14 protein-coding genes and 1 pseudogene are annotated in these 17,372 nt (G+C 72.3%); 8 read left to right on the top strand and 7 right to left on the bottom strand.

What is annotated here, in order from left to right:
- Position 1: 1 nt before the first annotated feature.
- Positions 2-2,338, bottom strand: coding sequence for a malto-oligosyltrehalose synthase (gene treY / locus IE109_RS04985; RefSeq protein WP_189549433.1), 2,337 nt, complete (start codon positions 2,336-2,338; stop codon positions 2-4).
- Positions 2,339-2,382: 44 nt separating this feature from the next.
- Between treY and IE109_RS33985 the strand changes: the two are divergent.
- Positions 2,383-2,481: pseudogene (locus tag IE109_RS33985) on the top strand (DUF4287 domain-containing protein); the annotation flags it as partial.
- 140 nt (positions 2,482-2,621) lie between these two features.
- Here IE109_RS33985 and glgX read toward each other — a convergent pair.
- Positions 2,622-4,745, bottom strand: coding sequence for a glycogen debranching protein GlgX (gene glgX, locus IE109_RS04975; protein WP_189549431.1), 2,124 nt, complete (start codon positions 4,743-4,745; stop codon positions 2,622-2,624).
- A 480-nt stretch (positions 4,746-5,225) separates the two neighbouring features.
- Between glgX and IE109_RS04970 the strand changes: the two genes are divergently transcribed.
- Both IE109_RS04970 and IE109_RS04965 read left to right on the top strand, forming a co-directional pair.
- Positions 5,226-6,467: a DUF5919 domain-containing protein gene (locus tag IE109_RS04970; RefSeq protein WP_189549429.1), complete on the top strand. Its 1,242-nt coding sequence runs from the start codon at positions 5,226-5,228 to the stop codon at positions 6,465-6,467.
- Positions 6,468-6,572: 105 nt separating this feature from the next.
- Positions 6,573-7,307 (top strand): 3'-5' exonuclease, encoded by a 735-nt coding sequence (locus tag IE109_RS04965; RefSeq protein ID WP_189549427.1) that lies wholly within the window; start codon positions 6,573-6,575, stop codon positions 7,305-7,307.
- A gap of 41 nt (positions 7,308-7,348) precedes the next feature.
- Here IE109_RS04965 and IE109_RS04960 read toward each other — a convergent pair whose 3' ends face one another.
- Positions 7,349-8,224 (bottom strand): phosphotransferase enzyme family protein, encoded by an 876-nt coding sequence (locus IE109_RS04960; protein WP_189549425.1) that lies wholly within the window; start codon positions 8,222-8,224, stop codon positions 7,349-7,351.
- 268 nt (positions 8,225-8,492) lie between these two features.
- Between IE109_RS04960 and IE109_RS04955 the strand changes: the two genes are divergently transcribed.
- From IE109_RS04955 to IE109_RS04935, 5 genes are all read left to right on the top strand, one after another.
- Positions 8,493-9,434: a carbohydrate ABC transporter permease gene (locus IE109_RS04955; RefSeq protein WP_189549423.1), complete on the top strand. Its 942-nt coding sequence runs from the start codon at positions 8,493-8,495 to the stop codon at positions 9,432-9,434.
- The gene (locus tag IE109_RS04950) at positions 9,431-10,273 is read left to right on the top strand and encodes a carbohydrate ABC transporter permease (RefSeq protein ID WP_189549421.1); all 843 of its coding nucleotides are present in this window, start codon (positions 9,431-9,433) and stop codon (positions 10,271-10,273) included. The genes IE109_RS04955 and IE109_RS04950 overlap by 4 nt, the downstream gene beginning before the upstream one ends.
- Entirely contained in the window at positions 10,273-11,568 is a 1,296-nt protein-coding gene (locus IE109_RS04945; protein ID WP_189549419.1) for an ABC transporter substrate-binding protein, read from the top strand. The genes IE109_RS04950 and IE109_RS04945 overlap by 1 nt, the downstream gene beginning before the upstream one ends.
- A 344-nt stretch (positions 11,569-11,912) precedes the next feature.
- Positions 11,913-13,112, top strand: a complete 1,200-nt coding sequence (locus IE109_RS04940) for a S8 family peptidase (protein ID WP_189549417.1) — start codon at positions 11,913-11,915, stop codon at positions 13,110-13,112.
- 73 nt (positions 13,113-13,185) lie between these two features.
- Entirely contained in the window at positions 13,186-13,737 is a 552-nt protein-coding gene (locus IE109_RS04935; RefSeq protein WP_189549415.1) for a DUF1697 domain-containing protein, read from the top strand.
- A gap of 67 nt (positions 13,738-13,804) precedes the next feature.
- Here the strand turns inward: IE109_RS04935 and IE109_RS04930 are convergent, their stop codons facing one another.
- From IE109_RS04930 to IE109_RS04915, 4 genes are read right to left on the bottom strand one after another with little or no spacing between them, the layout of a single operon-like run.
- Positions 13,805-14,536, bottom strand: coding sequence for a sirohydrochlorin chelatase (locus tag IE109_RS04930; RefSeq protein ID WP_189549413.1), 732 nt, complete (start codon positions 14,534-14,536; stop codon positions 13,805-13,807).
- A 10-nt stretch (positions 14,537-14,546) separates the two neighbouring features.
- The gene (locus IE109_RS04925) at positions 14,547-15,443 is read right to left on the bottom strand and encodes an ABC transporter permease (RefSeq protein ID WP_189549411.1); all 897 of its coding nucleotides are present in this window, start codon (positions 15,441-15,443) and stop codon (positions 14,547-14,549) included.
- Positions 15,430-16,218, bottom strand: a complete 789-nt coding sequence (locus IE109_RS04920) for an ABC transporter ATP-binding protein (RefSeq protein WP_189549409.1) — start codon at positions 16,216-16,218, stop codon at positions 15,430-15,432. The genes IE109_RS04925 and IE109_RS04920 overlap by 14 nt, the downstream gene beginning before the upstream one ends.
- A gap of 43 nt (positions 16,219-16,261) precedes the next feature.
- Complete coding sequence (locus tag IE109_RS04915) at positions 16,262-17,368, bottom strand: aliphatic sulfonate ABC transporter substrate-binding protein (RefSeq protein ID WP_189549407.1); 1,107 nt, start codon at positions 17,366-17,368, stop codon at positions 16,262-16,264.
- Positions 17,369-17,372: the final 4 nt, after the last annotated feature.

Here is a 17,372-nt window from a genome sequence, read left to right as displayed (position 1 = left end):
CTCAGCCGGCCGCTTCCTCCGCCGGTACGGGGCGGCGGCTGAGCAGGGCCACCGGCCGCGCCGCGAACAGCTCGGCCAGGGGCACCGCCTCGCCGCCACGGAACTCCCGCCCCACGTCCACGGCGTCGAACCAGCGCCCCTCCGGCAGCGTCAGGGAGGTGTCGCCCCAGCCGCCGCTCTCCGCGAGCCGCAGCGACAGCCGGGTGACCGCCGTGACCGTCTCGTCGGAGCGGCCGAACGCCACGCAGTGCCCGGCGGCCGGGCCGCTCGCCGTCAGCGGCCGGTACGTCCCCGACGCGCCGAACGCCTCCGGGTGCCGCCGCCGCAACCGCAGCGCCGCGCGCGTGACGGTGGTCTTCTCGTCGGGCGGTCCCTCGCGGAACGGCCGCCGGTTGTCCGGGTCGACCAGCGCCAGATACACCCGCTCCGTCTCCTGGTACAGGTCCGGCACGCCCGGCATGGTCAGGTGCAGCAGCGCCGCGCCGAGCACGTTGGCCCGTACGTGGGGGTCCAGTTCGCGGGCGAGCAAGGAGACCGTGTAGAGACCCGGACCGGCTGGCCCCGCGTCCACGAAGTCCAGCACCGCCTGCTCGTACGCCGGGTCCGGCTCCGTCCAGCTGGTGCGGAGCCCCGCCTCCCGTACCGCCTTGAGCACCGCCGGGGCCAGCCGGTCCCCGTAGGGGTACCCGAAGCCCAGCGCCGTCTGCCACGCCGTCCACGCCACCTGACCGTCCGGCGCGGGCGTCCGGGCCACGTCGTCCAGCAGCTTCGTCCACCGCCGCGGGCACTCCGACAGGACCGCGATCCGGGCCCGCACGTCGGCGCTGCGCTTGGTGTCGTGCGTGGACAGCACCGTGCCCGTGGCCGGCCAGTCGCGGGCCAGCCGCTCGCAGTACGCGTGGAACTCCTCGGGGCCCACCGCCGGCCGGTCCGGCTCGCCGCCCACCTCGTTCGCCGACACCAGCGGCGCGTACCGGTAGAACGCCGTGTCCTCCACCGACTTGGCCCGCAGCGCCGACGAGGTCTGCGCGAACCGCGTCAGGAACGCCCGCTGCTCCGGCCCGTCCCCGAGCCGCCCCAGCGCCAGGTCCCGCACCACGTCCACGGCCGACGCCTCCTCCGGCACCACGAACGTGGCCTTCGCCTCCTCGGCCGCCTCCGGGGTCAGCACGTCCTCCGCGCCGGCCCCGTACGGGCGGTAGACCGGCACCCGGATCAGCAGCTCCCGGACCGCCGCGCGCAGCGCCCACGGCGCGTGGTCGCGCAGCGCGGGGTCGGCCGCGCAGACCGCCGCGGCCGTCCGGGTCAGGAACGCCACCTCCGAGGCCAGCTGGTGCGTCACCACCTTGTACGCGGCCCGGCGCGCCGTCGCCTCCCAGTGGCCGCCCCGGTCCCCGGCGGGGTTGGCGAACCGGCGGTAGTCGTCGGCCAGTTCCCCGGCGCCCGCCTCGTCGACGAACAGCCCGTCGACGCGCCGCAGGGCGTCGTAGCCGGTCGTCCCGTCGACCGCCCACCGCGCGGGCAGGTGCTCCTCGCCGGTGAGGATCTTCTCGACGACGATCCAGCAGTCGTCCCCCGCCGCCCGCCGCAGCCGGCCGAGGTACGCCTCGGGGTCCGCGAGCCCGTCCGGGTGGTCGATCCGCAGGCCCTCGACCACGCCGTCCCGGACCAGCTCCAGGATCTTGGCGTGGGTCGCCTCGAAGACCTCGGGTTCCTCGACCCGCACGCCGATGAGGTCCGAGATGGTGAAGAACCTCCGGTAGTTCAGCTCGGTACGGGCGAGGCGCCACCACCCCAGCCGGTACCACTGGGCGTCCAGCAGCTCCGGCAGGGCGAGCTGCTCGGTGCCGGGCCGCAGCGGGAACTCCTGCTCGCCGTAGCGCAGCGTCCCGCCCTCGACCCGCATGCCGGCCAGCTCGTCGCCGATCCGGCCGGCCAGGACCGGCAGCAGCACCTTCCCGCCGCCGCCGGCCCAGTCGATGTCGAACCAGCGGGCGTACGGTGAGGAGGGGCCCTCGCGCAGCACCTCCCACAGCGCCCGGTTGTACCGGGGGGCCGCCGCCATGTGGTTGGGCACGAGGTCCACCACCAGACCGAGGCCGTGGTCCCGCGCGGTGCGCGCGAGGGCCCGCAGGCCGGCCTCGCCGCCCAGTTCCTCGCGGATCCGGCCGTGGTCGGTGACGTCGTACCCGTGCGTGGAGCCGGGGACCGCCTCCAGGACCGGCGACAGATGCAGGTGCGAGACCCCGAGCGAGGCGAGGTACGGGACCGCTTCCCCGGCGGCCGAGAAGGGGAAGTCCGGCTGGATCTGGAGCCGATAGGTCGAGTTGGGCGTCATGCGGACGTAGGTACCCGCTTGGGCGGCTTCTGTGTCATCGGGTGATGCGATTTACGTCCGACGCCACGTTCCGTCGGCACACCGAGCACATGGAACCGGCCGCCTGGCTCAAGGCGCGGCACCGCCTCGGGCACGGCCACGCCAACGCGCCCTTGGCCCACACGCCGACCGAGGACGCCGGGCGGCGTCCGCGCGGCAGGGGCAGCCTGGCACGAGGCCGCCCGGCCTGTTGTCCGGCGCCCGCCGCGACCGGACGGCTCCCCGCCGCCCGGTCGCGGGACCGTCACGCGGGGCGTCTGAGGACCGTCAGGCTGCGGCCGATCAGGGTGAGCCGGTCGCCGGCGGCGACCTTGGCGCCCTGTCCCGGCTCGACGCCCTCGGGGACGGCGGTGTCCACCACGACCTGCCACTGGCGGCCGTGGTTGACCGGCACCACGAATTCCAGTTCCTCCGCGCTGGCGTTGAACATCAGCAGGAACGAGTCGTCCCCGATCCGCTCCCCGCGCGGGCCCGGCTCGGAGATGGCGCTGCCGTTCAGGAACACCGACAGGGCCTTGGCGTGGGCCGCCTGCCAGTCCCGCGCGGTCATCTCCTCACCCTCGGGGGTGAACCAGTTGATGTCCGACAGCTCGTCGTGCGTCCCCTCGACCGGGCGCCCGTGGAAGAAGCGCCGCCGCCGGAAGACCGGGTGGTCGCGCCGGAGCCACACCATCGAACGGGTGAACTCCAGGAGCGACCGGGCCTCGTCGGAGTCCTCGTCCGGCCAGTGCACCCAGGCGACCTCGTTGTCCTGGCAGTACGCGTTGTTGTTGCCGCCCTGCGTACGCCCGAACTCGTCGCCGTGGCTCAGCATCGGAACGCCCTGGGACAGCATCAGCGTGGCGATGAAGTTGCGCATCTGACGCAGTCGCAGCTCCGCGACCTGCTCGTCGTCCGTGTCGCCCTCGGCGCCGCAGTTCCAGGAACGGTTGTGGCTCTCGCCGTCCCGGTTGCCCTCGCCGTTGGCGTCGTTGTGCTTCTCGTTGTACGAGACGAGGTCCCGCAGGGTGAAGCCGTCGTGGCAGGTCACGAAGTTGACCGAGGCGAGCGGGCGCCGCCCGTCGTCCTGGTAGAGGTCCGACGAACCGGTCAGCCGCGAGGCGAACTCGGCGAGCGTGCGCGGCTCGCCCCGCCACAGGTCCCGCACCGTGTCGCGGTACTTGCCGTTCCACTCGGTCCACAGGGGCGGGAAGTTGCCCACCTGGTACCCGCCCTCGCCGACGTCCCACGGCTCGGCGATCAGTTTGACCTGGCTGACCACCGGGTCCTGCTGCACCAGGTCGAAGAACGACGACAGCCGGTCCACCTCGTGGAACTGGCGCGCCAGCGTCGCCGCCAGGTCGAAGCGGAACCCGTCGACGTGCATCTCCGTCACCCAGTACCGCAGCGAGTCCATGATCAGCTGGAGGACGTGCGGCGAGCGCATCAGGAGCGAGTTCCCGGTGCCGGTGGTGTCCATGTAGTACCGGGGGTTGTCCTCGACGAGCCGGTAGTACGAGGGGTTGTCCAGGCCCCGGAACGAGAGCGTCGGGCCCAGGTGGTTGCCCTCGGCCGTGTGGTTGTACACCACGTCCAGGATGACCTCGATGCCCGCCTGGTGCAGGGCGCGCACCGCCGACTTGAACTCCAGCACCTGCTGGCCCCGGTCGCCCCAGGAGGCGTAGGCGTTGTGCGGGGCGAAGAAGCCGATGGTGTTGTAGCCCCAGTAGTTGGACATCCCGGAGTCCACGAGCCGGTGGTCGTTGACGAACTGGTGCACGGGCATCAATTCGAGCGCCGTGACCCCGAGTTCGGTCAGGTGCTCGATCACCGCGGGGTGGGCGAGTCCGGCGTACGTGCCGCGCAACTCCTCCGGCAGCGCCGGGTGGAGCATCGTCAGGCCCTTCACATGCGCTTCGTAGATCACCGTCCGGTGGTAGTCGGTGCGCGGCGGCCGGTCGTCACCCCAGTCGAAGTATGGGTTGACGACCACGGACGTCATGGTGTGCGGCGCCGAGTCCAGGTCGTTGCGGGAGTCCGGCCTGCCGAAGTGGTAGCCGTACACCGCCTCTCCCCAGTCGACGGCGCCGGCGACCGCCCGCGCGTAGGGATCGAGCAGCAGTTTCGCGGAGTTGCAGCGCTGTCCCTGCTCCGGCGCGTACGGTCCGTGCACCCGGAACCCGTACCGCTGTCCCGGCATCACGCCGGGCAGGTACGCGTGCCGTACGAACGCGTCCGTCTCGCGCAGCTCCACGGCGGTCTCCGAGCCGTCGTCGTGGAGCAGACACAGCTCGATTCGGTCGGCGGCCTCGGAGAAGACCGCGAAGTTGGTTCCGGCGCCGTCGTACGTGGCGCCGAGGGGATACGCCTGTCCCGGCCAGACCTGCATAGATAAGACTCTTCCACTTCTGATCCGGCTGATGGGGGTCACTTGAGCCAGAATCCTCCCCGAAAGTGGCCCGAGCTCCTAGGACTTCGGCCGGTCCTACCGGGTGACCGGGGGGCGCACGGAGCGCACTGGCCGGAAATCGCTCCCTGGGCCTGATTCATCCGATCAGCACATCATCGGGGTGCCGGGGCGTGTCTTCCGGTTGCCCGGGTCAACTCCGCGTTCCCGGCCGTCGCCCGCGCCGGGGCGGGCGCGCCGCACCGCCGCACAGGGGCGGGCGCGGGCCGGCCGGTCGGCCGGGGCGCCCGCCCGACCATTATGAATCCGCTCACTCCGGCCCCGTGCGTGGCCGGGAACGGCCCGGAGAATCACGGCCGTTGGCGAAGGAGCCTGGGGATCGGGCTGCACCGCCTCCCGCTCCCGGAGTACCCTTCCTTGATCGTTGGAGACGGGCGTCCAGGAGCAGAAGGCGGTGCGCGGGTGAGCTCGGGAGGGCTGGAGCTGCCCCCAGGTGACTCAGGTCACGCGGGGGACTCCACTGACCCCGCGGATGTCCCGCCCGGCGCGGTCTCACTCGCCCGGCCGATGGAGATCGGTGCGGAACTGGACTGGGACGCGGAGGCGTGGAGCGAGGTACGGACCCGGGCCCAGCGCGCCGGCCGGGCCTATATCTGGCTGAATCTTGTCGAGCAGCGGCTGCGTGCCGTGGTCGCCGCCGTGCTGCGGCCCGTCTACGAACCGGTGCACGGTGACGACTGGGTGGTGGCGGCGGCCGGGCCCGCGGGCCAGGAGTGGGTGCAGCGGGCCGTCGCCGTCCGCGAGGTGTCGCGCCGCAAGGGCTACCTCCTGGACCCCGCCGACGACAATGTGCTCAGCTTCCTCACGCTGCCCCAGCTGCGTGAGCTGATGGTCCAGCACTGGCCGTGCTTCGAGCCCTACTTCGACGACCGCCGCGAGGTCGAGCTGGCCCTCGACGAGCTCGAGGTGACCCGGAACGTGGTCTCGCGCAACCGGGCGCTGTCGCGCACCGTGCTGGACCAGTCCGAGCGGGCCTCCGCCCGGCTGCTGGAGATCCTCGGCGGTGGCGGGGGCGTGCCCTCCGCGCACCGGCTGCCGGTCGACGCGGTGGAGGACCTGGTGGGGGACCGGTACGCCGACGTCGTCTCCGTCCACCCCGACCGGGTGCGGCTGCAACGGCAGTTGCCGGCCGAGGACCTCTTCGGCGGGGCGCGGCGCCTCGACGCCATCGGCATAGGGCTGAACCTCCTCGTGCAGAACTTCTCCGGGCGGCGGCTCGTGCGGCTCGCCGAGTCCGGCTGCCGGATACGCCTGCTGTTCCTGAACCCGGCGAGCAGTGCCGTCAAACGGCGCGAAAGGGAACTGGGGATCAAAAAGGGAGAATTGAGCCGTTCGGTGGAGATGAACATCCTCCACATGCGGCGGGTGCGCTCGAAACTGCGCGATCCGGGGGCCTTCCAGATCCAGGTCTTCGACGAGACGCCGCGCTTCACCGCCTACCTCGTCGACGGTGACGGACCCGACGGGGTGGGCGTCGTCCAGTCCTATCTGCGCCGGGCCCGCGGCATGGAGGTGCCGGTGCTGGTGCTGCGGGGCGGCAGACGACCGGTGGTCACGGCCGGGGCCGAGAGCGACCACGGCCTGTTCGAGACCTACCGCGAGGAGTTCGAGTCGGTCTGGGCCGACTCCCGTCCGGTGTCGTGAGAGCGGGATCCGAGCGGCGTTGTCAGTGGTGCGTGGGAGGGTGATAACCCACGGGGGGAGTGCACCGCACGGTGGTCGCACCATGGCATCGCGAGGAGGAGCAGCATGGGCTGGCACGGGGAGACGCTCGTCGGCTTCGATCTGGAGACGACGGGCACGGAGCCGCTGGAAGCGCGCATCGTGACGGCCGCGGTGGTGGAGGTGCGGGGCGGGGAGACGGTGGCGCGCCGCGACTGGCTGGCCGATCCCGGCATCAGGATCCCGGCGCAGGCCACGGCGATCCACGGGATCAGCAACGAGCGGGCCATGGCGGAGGGGCGCCCGGTCCGTGAGGTCGCCGACGAGCTCGCCGACACCCTCGTCGGCTACTGGAACCGCGGCGTGCCGGTCGTGGCGTACAACGCCGCCTTCGACCTGACGCTGCTCAGCGCCGAGTTGCGGCGGCACGGGCTGCCGGAGCTGAGCGAACGGCTGGGCGGCGCGCCGATCGGCCCGGTCGTCGACCCCTACACCATCGACCGCGCCGTCGACCGGTACCGCCGGGGCAAGCGGAACCTGGAGGCGGTCTGTGCGGAGTACGGCGTCGTGCTCGACGGCGCCCACCAGGCGGCCGCCGACGCGCTGGCTGCCGTGCTGGTCGCCTGCGCGATAGCGGAGCGGCACTCCGCGGTGGCGGCGCTGACCCCCGTGGAGCTGCACCAGCGCCAGGTGGTGTGGTACGCCCGGTGGGCGGCGGACTTCCAGAACTTCCTGCGCCGCAAGGGCACTCCGGACGCCGTCATAGACCCGGCCTGGCCGCTGCGGGGGCTCGCCCCGACGACCGCACCCGCGGCGGGCTGACCCCACCGCGCGCCGCCGGGCCCGGCGGCCGGCGCGGGAGGTCAGAAGGGGTACCAGCGGACCCGCGGGTCGCCGTCCCGCAGCGAGGCCACCCGGCGGCGGAACTCCACCAGCGCCTTGGGGTTCGACGGGGCGTGCTGGGCCACCCAGGCGCAGCTCGCCGTCTCCCGCGCGCCACGCAGCACTTCGCAGCCCTCCCACTCGCGCACGTCCCAGCCGTACGCCTCGGTGAACGCGTCATGGGCCGCCGGGTCCAGGCCGTAGCGGTCCCGGGAGAGCGCGAGCACCACCAGGTCGTGCTCGCGCAGGTCCGCCGAGAACGTCTCCAGGTCGACCAGCACCGGGCCGTCCGGCCCGACGTGCACGTTGCGCGGCAAAGCGTCGCCGTGCACCGGACCGGGCGTCAGGTGCGGGGTCAGGGCGCCCGCCGCCCGGGCGAACCCGTCGCGGCGCTCGCGCAGGAACGCCGCGTCCGCCGGGTCGATCGCCTCGCCCGCCAGCCGCAGCCACCGCTCCACACCGCCCAGCAGGTCGCGCGGCGGCAGCGGGAAGGGCGGCCGCGGCAGCGCGTGCACGCGGCGCAGCAGCGGGGCGAGGTCACGGGGTTCCGGCGGGCGCACGGCGTCGGGCAGCCGGTGCCACACGGTGAGCGGGTGGCCCTCCACCAACCGGGGCTCGGGCTCGGCCGCCCGTACGGCGGGGACCCCGGTCTCCTCCAGCCAGGAGGCCACGGCCACCTCCCGCTCGGCCCGCTCCAGCAGGTCGGCGTCCCGGCCAATCTTCACCACCAGGTCGCCGACGGCGAAGACGGCGTTCTCGCCGAGCGCCAGCAGGGCGGCGCCCCGCCCCGGTCCGCTCCCGGCCCCGCCCGTCAGGCCGGCGGCGTCCAGGACCTCCCGCGCCCGCGCCTCGTCCATCACGTCCGTCCTTCCGTACCCGTACCCGCGCCGATCCGTCGGCGTGCCGATCCGCTGTCCCGCTGTCCCGCTGTCCCGCTGTCCGCGCCGATCCGGTCCCGATCCCGGTCCCGTCCCGATCCCGGTCCCGTCCCGGTCCGGTCCCGTCCCGGTCCGCTCCCGTCCCGGGTCCGGCCAAGTCTCGCATCCGGGCGGGTGGCCTTGACGAACCGACGACCCGTCAGGACGATGACGCCAGGCCGGCCCGACGTCGCAAAGGGGACTGTCCGTGACATTGCTGACCACGGCGCGGCGGTCCGGTGAAAACGCCGGAGGACCGGCACACCGTCCGGCACACCGGCACCGGCCCACCGATCACGGGGCCTGGTTCCTCGTGCTGCCCGCGCTGATCCCGATCCTCCTGCTCAGCGTCGGCCCCCTGCTCTACGGCGTCGTCCTGGCCTTCACCGACGCGCAGTCGGGACGCACCAGGGCCACCCAGTGGGTGGGCACCCTCAACTTCCGGGACCTGCTGCACGACACGCTGTTCTGGGAGTCGTTCCGCATCGGCCTGGTGTGGGCGGTCGGTGTCACCGTCCCCCAGTTCCTCCTGGCCCTGGGCCTCGCCCTGCTGCTCGACCAGGGACTCCGCCTCCGCTGGCTCGCGCGCGCCCTGGCGATCATCCCCTGGGCGATGCCCGAGGTCGTCGTCGGCATCATGTGGCGGCTCGTCTACCACCCCGACGCCGGCATCCTCAACGAGACGCTGCGCGACCTGGGCCTCGGCGGCGGCCGTGACTGGCTCAGCGGCCTCGCCACCGCGCTGCCCGCCGTGGTCCTGGTCGGTGTGTGGGCCGGCATGCCCCAGACCACCGTCGCCCTCCTCGCCGGGCTGCAGAACACCCCGCGCGAGCTGCACGAGGCCGCAGCCCTCGACGGCGCCGGCGCCTGGCGCCGGTTCCGCACCGTCACCTGGCCCGCACTCCGGCCCGTCGCCCTCGCCATCACCGCGCTCAACTTCATCTGGAACATCAACGCCTTCGCGCTGGTGTACGTGCTCACCGGCGGCGGACCCGGCGGCCGCACCCGGCTGCCCATGCTGTTCGCGTACGAGGAGGCGTTCCGTTACGGGCAGTTCGGTTACGCGGCGGCGATGGGCTGCGTGCTGGTCGCCGTCATCTCCGTACTTCTCGCCGTCCACCTGGCGAGCCGGCTGAGGGGGGACGAATGAGCGGCCCGCGCACCCGGGGCGCGGTGCGGGCGGGACAGTACCTCGCGCTCCTCGCGTACCTGGCCTTCCTCGCCCTGCCCTTCCTGTGGCTGATCTCCACCGCCTTCAAACCGGCCCCGGAGCTCGGCTCCCTGCACCCCACCTGGATCCCCGAGGACCCCACCGTGGCCAACTTCCGGCAGGCCTTCGCGGAGCAGCCGCTGCTGCGGGCCGCCGCCAACAGCCTGGCCGCCGCCCTCGCCGCCGCGGTGACCGCCGTGGTCGTCGCCACCCCCATGGCCTATGTGACGGCCCGCCGGCGGGGCCGGCTGTCGGCCGCCACCACCGGCTGGGTGGTGGTCAGCCAGGCCTTCCCGTTCGTCCTGGTGATCATTCCACTCTTCCTCGTCCTGAAGAACCTCCAGCTGATCAACACCCTGACCGGCCTGGTCCTGGTGTACGTCGTCTGGTCGCTGCCGTTCGCGCTGTGGATGCTGACCGGTTACGTACGGGCCCTCCCGGCCGAACTGGAGGAGGCCGCCGCCGTCGACGGCGCCGGCCGGCTCCGTACGCTCCTCTCCGTGACCGCGCCGCTGCTGGCACCGGGCATCGTCGCCACCGCGCTCTTCGCGTTCATCACCGCCTGGAACGAGTTCTTCTTCGCGCTCGTCCTGCTCAAGACCCCGGAGAAGCAGACCTTGCCCGTCGTCCTCACCCACTTCCTCGGCGCGGAGGGCGTCGCGGACCTCGGCCCGCTGGCCGCCGCGGCCTTTCTCGCCACCCTCCCCTCGCTCGTCGTCTTCGCGCTCATCCAGAGGCGGATCACCGGCGGCATGCTCTCCGGGGCGGTGAAGTCCTGATGCGCGCCCGCCCGGCCGTCGTCCTGGCCGTCGTCCTCGCCCTGCTGGTGGCCGGCTGCGCCGGTGGTGGCGGAGGAGGCGGGGAGGGCGGGACCGTGCTGCGGTTCCAGTCCCTGGCCTGGCAGAAGGAGTCGGTCGACGCCAACAAGGAACTGGTCGCGGAGTGGAACGCCGCCCACCCCGGCATCCGGGTCGAATACGTGCAGGGCAGCTGGGACAGCGTCCACGACCAGCTCCTCACCTCCTTCGAGGGCGGCGAGGCGCCCGACATCATCCACGACGCCTCCGACGACCTCGCCGACTTCGCGTACGGCGGCTACCTCGCCGACCTGCGCCCGCTGCTGTCCGGCCGGCTCAGGGCCGACATCCCGGAAGCGAGCTGGCGGACGACCACCTTCGGCGAGGGCGTGTACGGCGTGCCCTTCCTCCAGGAACCGCGCGTCATCATCGCCAACAGGAAAATCCTCGAATCCTCCGGCGTCCGCGTGCCCACCCCGGCCCGCCCGTGGACCTGGCCCGAGTTCCGGCAGGTCGCCAAGGAGCTGACGGCGACGATGGGGGAGGGGAGGTACGGCGTTGCCTGGCCGTTGCGGGAACCGGTCTCCGTCTCCCTCAACCTGGGTCTGTCCGCGGGTGGCCGGCTCTTCCACCGGGGCGGCGACGGCAGGGTGGAGGTCCGGTTCGGGGACGGTGACGCGACCGTGCCCGCCACCGTCAACGCCCAGGTGAACACCGACCGCAGCGCCCCGCGCACCACCCTCGGCATGGGCGGTTCCGACACGCTCCCGGGATTCTTCGGAGGCATGTACGCGATGGTCCCGCTGGGGTTCTCCTACCGTCAGCAGATCGTGCGGCAGGCACCGGAGGGATTCGAGTGGGTGGTGCTGCCGGCCCCGGCGGGCGACGGGGGCCTGGCGCAGGGCGTCAGCCCGCAGACCCTGTCGATCGCCGAGGACAGCCCTCACAAGGAGGAGGCCGCCCGCTTCATCGACTTCCTCCTCCAGCCGGACAACATGGTGCGGCTCGCCCGCGGCGACTGGATGCTGCCGACCGGCACGGAGGCGCTGAAGGACCCGTCGCTGCGCACCACCGAGCACGGCTGGGCCACGGGTGCCGCGCTGGCGGCGAGCCTCCGGCCCGCCCCCGCGCAGTCGGTGCGCGGTTATCCGGAGTGGAAGGACAAGGTGGCCACACCGGCGTACCAGGAGTACTACAGCGGCGCCATCGACGCCGCGGAGCTGGAGAAACGCCTCGTCGAGGACGGCAACCTGGTGCTGGCGCGCTACCAGCGCTGACCCGCGCGCCGACCGGCCCCGGCCGGCACGTCCGGGACCGGCCCTGCGGGTCGAGCGGCGTGCCCTGGGACGCCCGCACCCCGACGTGCCACGCCGTCACGGCCCGCGTCCTGGCCGTACCGCGGATCGTCACATGGCATGGTCATTTGCGCCGTGCCACGCCGGGTTGCCGTGATCCTTCCGGCGTGAGCGATTTGTTATTAAGGAAGTTTGTTGAGTAAGTCATAGCTGTGTGAAGGCCTTGATCTGCGCGCATCAATCGACCAGGGTTTCGAACAGCCCCGGAGGATTTCCCGTCCGGAGGCGAACCCCCCACACAATTGATGACGAGGAGTCCCCTCTTCATGACAACTCACATGCGCACGGCCGCGGTTCGGCTCACCGCCGCCACGGCGGTCGTCGTCGGCCTCACCGCCTTCGGCACGGCCCACGCCGGAACCGCGCCCGCCCCGGCACCCGCCGAAGGGACGGTGTACGGCCTCGGTGCCGAAGGCGCCGTCTCCGGCAGCTACCTCGTCCTGCTGGACGAGAAGGCGGACAAGGCGAAGCTCGCCCGGGAGTACGGCGGCACGCTCAGGCGCACCTACACCTCGGCCCTCAACGGCTTCTCCGCGAGCGGTCTCTCGCATACCGAGGCCAAGCGCCTGGCGGCCGACCCGGCCGTCGCGAAGGTCGTGCAGAACAAGAAGTTCACCATCAACGCCACCCAGGACGACCCGCCCTCCTGGGGCCTCGACCGCGTCGACCAGGCCGACACCGCCGGCGACAGCGCGTACACCTACCCCGACAACGCGGGCGAGGGCGTGACCGCGTACGTCATCGACACCGGCGTACGCGTCGGGCACAAGGACTTCGAGGGCCGGGCCGTCTCCGGGTTCGACGCCATCGACAACGACGACGACGCGAGCGACGGCAACGGCCACGGCACCCACGTCGCCGGCACCATCGCCGGTGCCGCGCACGGCGTCGCCAAGAAGGCGAGGATCGTCGCCGTCCGCGTGCTGGACGACAACGGCTCCGGCACCACCGAGCAGGTCGTCGCGGGCATCGACTGGGTCACCAAGAACCACCGGGGCCCGTCCGTCGCCAACATGAGCCTGGGCGGCGGCGTCGACCCGGCCCTCGACGCGGCCGTCAGCAAGGCCATCGCCTCCGGGGTCACCTTCGCCGTCGCCGCCGGCAACGAGTCGAGCGACGCCGGACAGAGCTCCCCGGCCCGGGTCCCGGAGGCCCTCACCGTCGCCTCCTCCACCAAGGACGACCAGCAGTCCGGCTTCTCCAACCACGGCTCCGTGGTGGACCTCTACGCCCCCGGTTCGGACATCACCTCGGCGTGGAACGACAGCGACGAGGGCACCAAGACCATATCCGGCACCTCCATGGCCACGCCCCACGTCGCCGGCGCCGCTGCCGTCTACCTGGCCGGTCACCAGGACGCCACCCCGGAGCAGGTCGCCAGGGCCCTCACCGACGGCGCCACCGCCGACAAGATCTCCAACCCCACCCAGGGGACGGCGAACAAGCTGCTGAAGATCGTCGAGTAGGACGCGCGGCACCCCGACCGGCGACCGCCGTGCCCTCCCCCACGGGGCACGGCGGTCGTCATATGGTGTGACCATGACGACCAGGTACGCCGCCCTGCTGCGCGGCATCAACGTCGGCGGACACAAGAAGGTCCCGATGGCGCGGCTGCGCACGGTGCTGACCGAACTCGGCCACGGCGACGTCACGACGTACCTGCAGAGCGGCAACGCGGCCTTCACCAACGCGTCCGGCGCCGACGAGGACGTCCTGGCGGAGGAACTGGAGAAGGCGATCGAGCGGCACTTCGGCTTCCGCGTCGACTGCCTGGTGCGCGGCGGCCCCTACCTGCGCGCCGTCGCCGACGCCTGCCCGTTCCCCGCCGCCGGCCTGGAGGCCAGGCAGCTCCACGTCACCTACTTCTCCGAGCCCGTGACCCCCGACAGGTTCGCGGGTCTGGACCCGGCCGCCTTCCTCCCCGAGGAGTTCAGACTCGGCGACCGTGCCCTGTACCTGTACGCCCCCGAGGGCCTGGGACGCTCCAAGCTCGCCGAGGCCCTGGCACGCCCCGCCCTCACCAAGGGCGTCATCGCCACCACCCGCAACTGGAACACCGTCGTCAAGCTGGTGGAGATGACCCGCGACTGAGCGGACGGCGCGGACGGCGCGGACGGCCGCCACGCCTCGGCGCGGACGGCGCCAGGGCGCGGGCCGCTCAGGCCGCCGCGGACAGGGCGACGCCTGCCTCGTCGTACCGCGCCAGCAGCAGCCGCGCCAGCTCCGGCGCGGCTCCCAGCACGTCACCCAGGACGTCAGCGCCGGCCGCGCCCTCGGCTATGCGGTCCGGCAGGCGGCCCGGCGCGATGACGTACGGCGCGACCGCCACCCGGCGTACCCCGTCCTGACGAAGGGCGCGCACGGCGTCCTGCGTACGGGGAAGGGACGCGGAGGCGAACGCAGGCCGCACGGCGCACCAACCGGTGTGCCGCAGCTCCCGCGCCATTTCAGCGATCACTGCGATCGCCTCCGGGTCGGATGAGCCCGCCGAGGCCAGGACGACCCCGGTCGAGCGCTTGTCGGCGGGCGTCAGGCCCGCCTCGTACAACCGCCGCTCCAGCGCCGCGACCAGCAGCGGCGAGGGGCCCAGCACCGGTGCCTGCCGGACGCGCAGGCACGACGGGGCCTCCCTCAGGACGGCGGGGATGTCCGCCTTGGCGTGGAAGGCGCGGGTCAGCAGCAGCGGGAGGGCCACCACGTCACGCACGCCCTCCGCCGCCAGCCGCTCCAGGACGGCCGGCACCGACGGCACGTTGAAGTCCAGGAACGCCGTCTCCACCCGCACACCGGGGCGCACGCCCCCCGACCGCCGCACCAGGGCGTGCACGGTCGCGGCGTGCCGCGGGTCGCGGCTGCCGTGGGCGATCACGAGCAGGACAGGACGGGTCATGGCACGACGCTCAGCTCTTGACGAGGAGACCGCGACGGCGCAGCACCGCGCGCTCCAGGGGGCTGAAGATCAGCAGGTCGATGGCGATGCCGACGATCAGGATCAGCAGGATCGCCAGGAAGATGCCCGGCATGTCGATGTTGTTGCGGCCGTTCTCCAGCAACTGTCCGAGCCCAAGGCCGAGTTCGGGCGAGGACGCGATGATCTCGGCGGCCATCAGCGAGCGCCACGAGAACGCCCACCCCTGCTTCAGACCTGCCAGGTAGCCCGGCAGCGCGGCCGGCATCACGATGTGCCAGGCGCCCCGCAACCCGTTCGCGCCGAGCGTCCGGCCGGCCCGCAGGAACAGCGGCGGAACCTGGTCCACCCCGGACACCAGGCCGTTGGCGATCGACGGCACGGCACCCAGCAGGATCACCGCGTACATCATCGAGTCGTTGAGGCCAAGCCAGAGCACGGCCGGCGCCACCCAGGCCACCGACGGCAGCGACTGAAGACCCGACAGGATCGGGCCGATCGCCGCCCGGACGAACCGCACCCGGGCCACCAGCAGACCCAGCGGCGTACCGATGGCCAGCGCCATCACGAAGCCGAGCAGCGCCCGGGACACACTGGTCCACAGCACCCCCAGCAGCGTGCCCTCCAGCCACATGGTGGTCAGGCTGTCCCACACGGCGGCGGGCGGCGGAAGCTTGTACTCGTCGGTGATTTTCGCCCAGACGAGGACCTGCCACACCACCAGCACCAGCGCGACGGCGACCAGCGGCGGCAGGACCTTGCGGCCCAGCACCTCCCGCACCGGCGTCCTGCGCACCTGCACCGAGTCCAGCGCGTCCAGCCCCGCCTCCAGGCCGGCCAGGTCGTCCGTCTTCGCGACGGCCTCGGTCGTCGTATCAGTGCTGGCCATGACGGCGGATCTCCCCACGCAGTTCTTCGGTGATCTCGACGGACAGCTCCGCCACCGCGGCGTCCTCGATACGGCGCGGGTGGGGGATGCCGATCTCCCACTGGCGGGCGATCCGCCCCGGCCGGGAGGACAGCAGCACCACGCGCTCGGCCAGCCGCACCGCCTCGCGCACGTTGTGCGTCACGAACAGCACCGACAGCTTCGTCTCGCGCCAGATGCGCGTCAGCTCGTCGTGCAGCACGTCACGGGTGATCGCGTCCAGCGCCGCGAACGGCTCGTCCATCAGCAGCAGGTCGCTGTCCTGCGCCAGCGCCCGGGCCAGGGCGACGCGCTGGCGCATGCCGCCCGACAGCTCGTGCACCCGCTTGCCGTACGCGCCGCTGAGCCGCACCAGCTCCAGCAGCCGCTCCGCCTCGCCCCGCCGCTCGTTCTTCGCCACGCCCCGCAGCCGCAGCGCCAGCTCGATGTTCTTCCCGGCCGTCAGCCAGGGGAACAGGGCGTGCTCCTGGAACATCAGCGCCGGCCGGCCGCCGGGGGTCTCGATGGACCCCACGGTCGGCCGGTCGAGACCCGCGACCAGGTTCAGGAGCGTGGACTTGCCGCACCCCGAGGCCCCCAGGAGGGTGACGAACTCGCCCGGAGCGACATCGAGCGAGATGTCGTCGAGCACGAGTTGCTGTCCGGTCGGTCCGGCGAAGGACTTCGAGACGTGGTCGATCCGGGCCGCGTGGCTCACCGCGACGCGGTCCTCGGCCTCGGCGAAGGTCGTGGCCATGGTCGTCACCTCCTGGGAACGGGGAACTGGGCTGCTGCGCGGGTTACTTGACGCCGAGACCGGCGTCGGCGACCTCGGGCTTGCCCTCGGCCTTCAGGACCTTGTTGAGCGGCCCCAGGTCGTAGATGCCTTTCAGGTCCGGCTTCTCCAGGAGCCCGGCGGCCACCGCGTGGTCGGCCTGCGCCTGCAGCGTCGCGGCCAGTGGGTCGTCGATGAACTGGATCGACGGCCACGCCGGGTCGATGACCTTGTCACCCAGCGGCTTGCCGGTCAGCGCCTTCAGCTTGGCGTTGGCGGAGTCCTTGGCCTTGTCGGGGTTGGCGTTGATCCACGCGTTGGTCCGCACCGAACCGCGCAGCACCGCCTCGACGACGTCCGGGTGTTCCCTGAGGAACTTCTGCGACACGATGATGTTCGTGATCACGAACTTCTTGTCAGGCCACAGCGTCGACTCGTCGAGGAGTACCTTGGCGCCCTCGCTGACCAGCTTCGACGCCGTCGGCTCCGGAACCCAGGCGCCGTCGATCGACCCGGACTTGTAGGCGTCGGGAGCGATCTTGTTCTCGGTGCGGACCACCGAGACGTCGCCCTGGCCGCTCTCGGCGTCGACCTGCCAGCCCCGGTCCTTGATCCAGTTGAGGAACGCGACGTCCTGCGTGTTGCCGTGCTGCGGGGTGGCGATCCGCTTGCCCTTGAGGTCGTCCAGGGTCTTGATCTTCTCCGGGTTCACCACCAGCTTCACACCGCCGGAAGCGGAACCGCCGATGATCCGCAGGTTCTCGCCCTTGGACTTGACGTACCCGTTGATCGCCGGGGAGGGGCCGATGAAGCCGATGTCGATCGAGTCGGCGTTGAGCGCCTCGATCTCGGAGGGGCCGGCGTTGAAGGTCGACACCTGGAGCTCGGTGCCGCCCAGCTCCTTCTGGATGATGCCTTCCTGGTCGCCCACCAGGGCGGTGGCGTGGGTGAGGTTGGGGAAGTACCCGAGTCTCACCCGGTCGGCGGAGAGCTTCTCGCCCTGGGCCGCCACCTTCTTCTCGTCGTCGGTGGCCTTGGAGCCGTAGCCGCAGGAGGCGAGCGCGCCGATCAGCAGCGGCAGGGCCGCGGCGGCGGCGAGGGAGCGGCGCAGGGTGGAACGGGAGGCAGGCACGGAG

Origin of the sequence: Streptomyces lavendofoliae, assembly GCF_014649735.1 — a bacterium.
Classification (GTDB): Bacteria; Actinomycetota; Actinomycetes; order Streptomycetales; family Streptomycetaceae; genus Streptomyces; species Streptomyces lavendofoliae.
This window is presented reverse-complemented; position numbering and strand designations above follow the sequence as displayed.

Bases quoted from the DNA above. Each gene is read 5' to 3' on its own strand.
- glgX (WP_189549431.1), bottom strand. From the start codon at position 4,745: ATGCAGGTCTGGCCGGGACAGGCGTATCCCCTCGGCGCCACGTACGAC.
- IE109_RS04925 (WP_189549411.1), bottom strand. From the start codon at position 15,443: ATGGCCAGCACTGATACGACGACCGAGGCCGTCGCGAAGACGGACGAC.
- IE109_RS04945 (WP_189549419.1), top strand. From the start codon at position 10,273: ATGCGCGCCCGCCCGGCCGTCGTCCTGGCCGTCGTCCTCGCCCTGCTG.
- IE109_RS04935 (WP_189549415.1), top strand. From the start codon at position 13,186: ATGACGACCAGGTACGCCGCCCTGCTGCGCGGCATCAACGTCGGCGGA.
- IE109_RS04960 (WP_189549425.1), bottom strand. From the start codon at position 8,224: ATGGACGAGGCGCGGGCGCGGGAGGTCCTGGACGCCGCCGGCCTGACG.
- treY (WP_189549433.1), bottom strand. From the start codon at position 2,338: ATGACGCCCAACTCGACCTATCGGCTCCAGATCCAGCCGGACTTCCCC.
- IE109_RS04940 (WP_189549417.1), top strand. From the start codon at position 11,913: ATGACAACTCACATGCGCACGGCCGCGGTTCGGCTCACCGCCGCCACG.
- IE109_RS04950 (WP_189549421.1), top strand. From the start codon at position 9,431: ATGAGCGGCCCGCGCACCCGGGGCGCGGTGCGGGCGGGACAGTACCTC.
- IE109_RS04965 (WP_189549427.1), top strand. From the start codon at position 6,573: ATGGGCTGGCACGGGGAGACGCTCGTCGGCTTCGATCTGGAGACGACG.
- IE109_RS04930 (WP_189549413.1), bottom strand. From the start codon at position 14,536: ATGACCCGTCCTGTCCTGCTCGTGATCGCCCACGGCAGCCGCGACCCG.
- IE109_RS04920 (WP_189549409.1), bottom strand. From the start codon at position 16,218: ATGGCCACGACCTTCGCCGAGGCCGAGGACCGCGTCGCGGTGAGCCAC.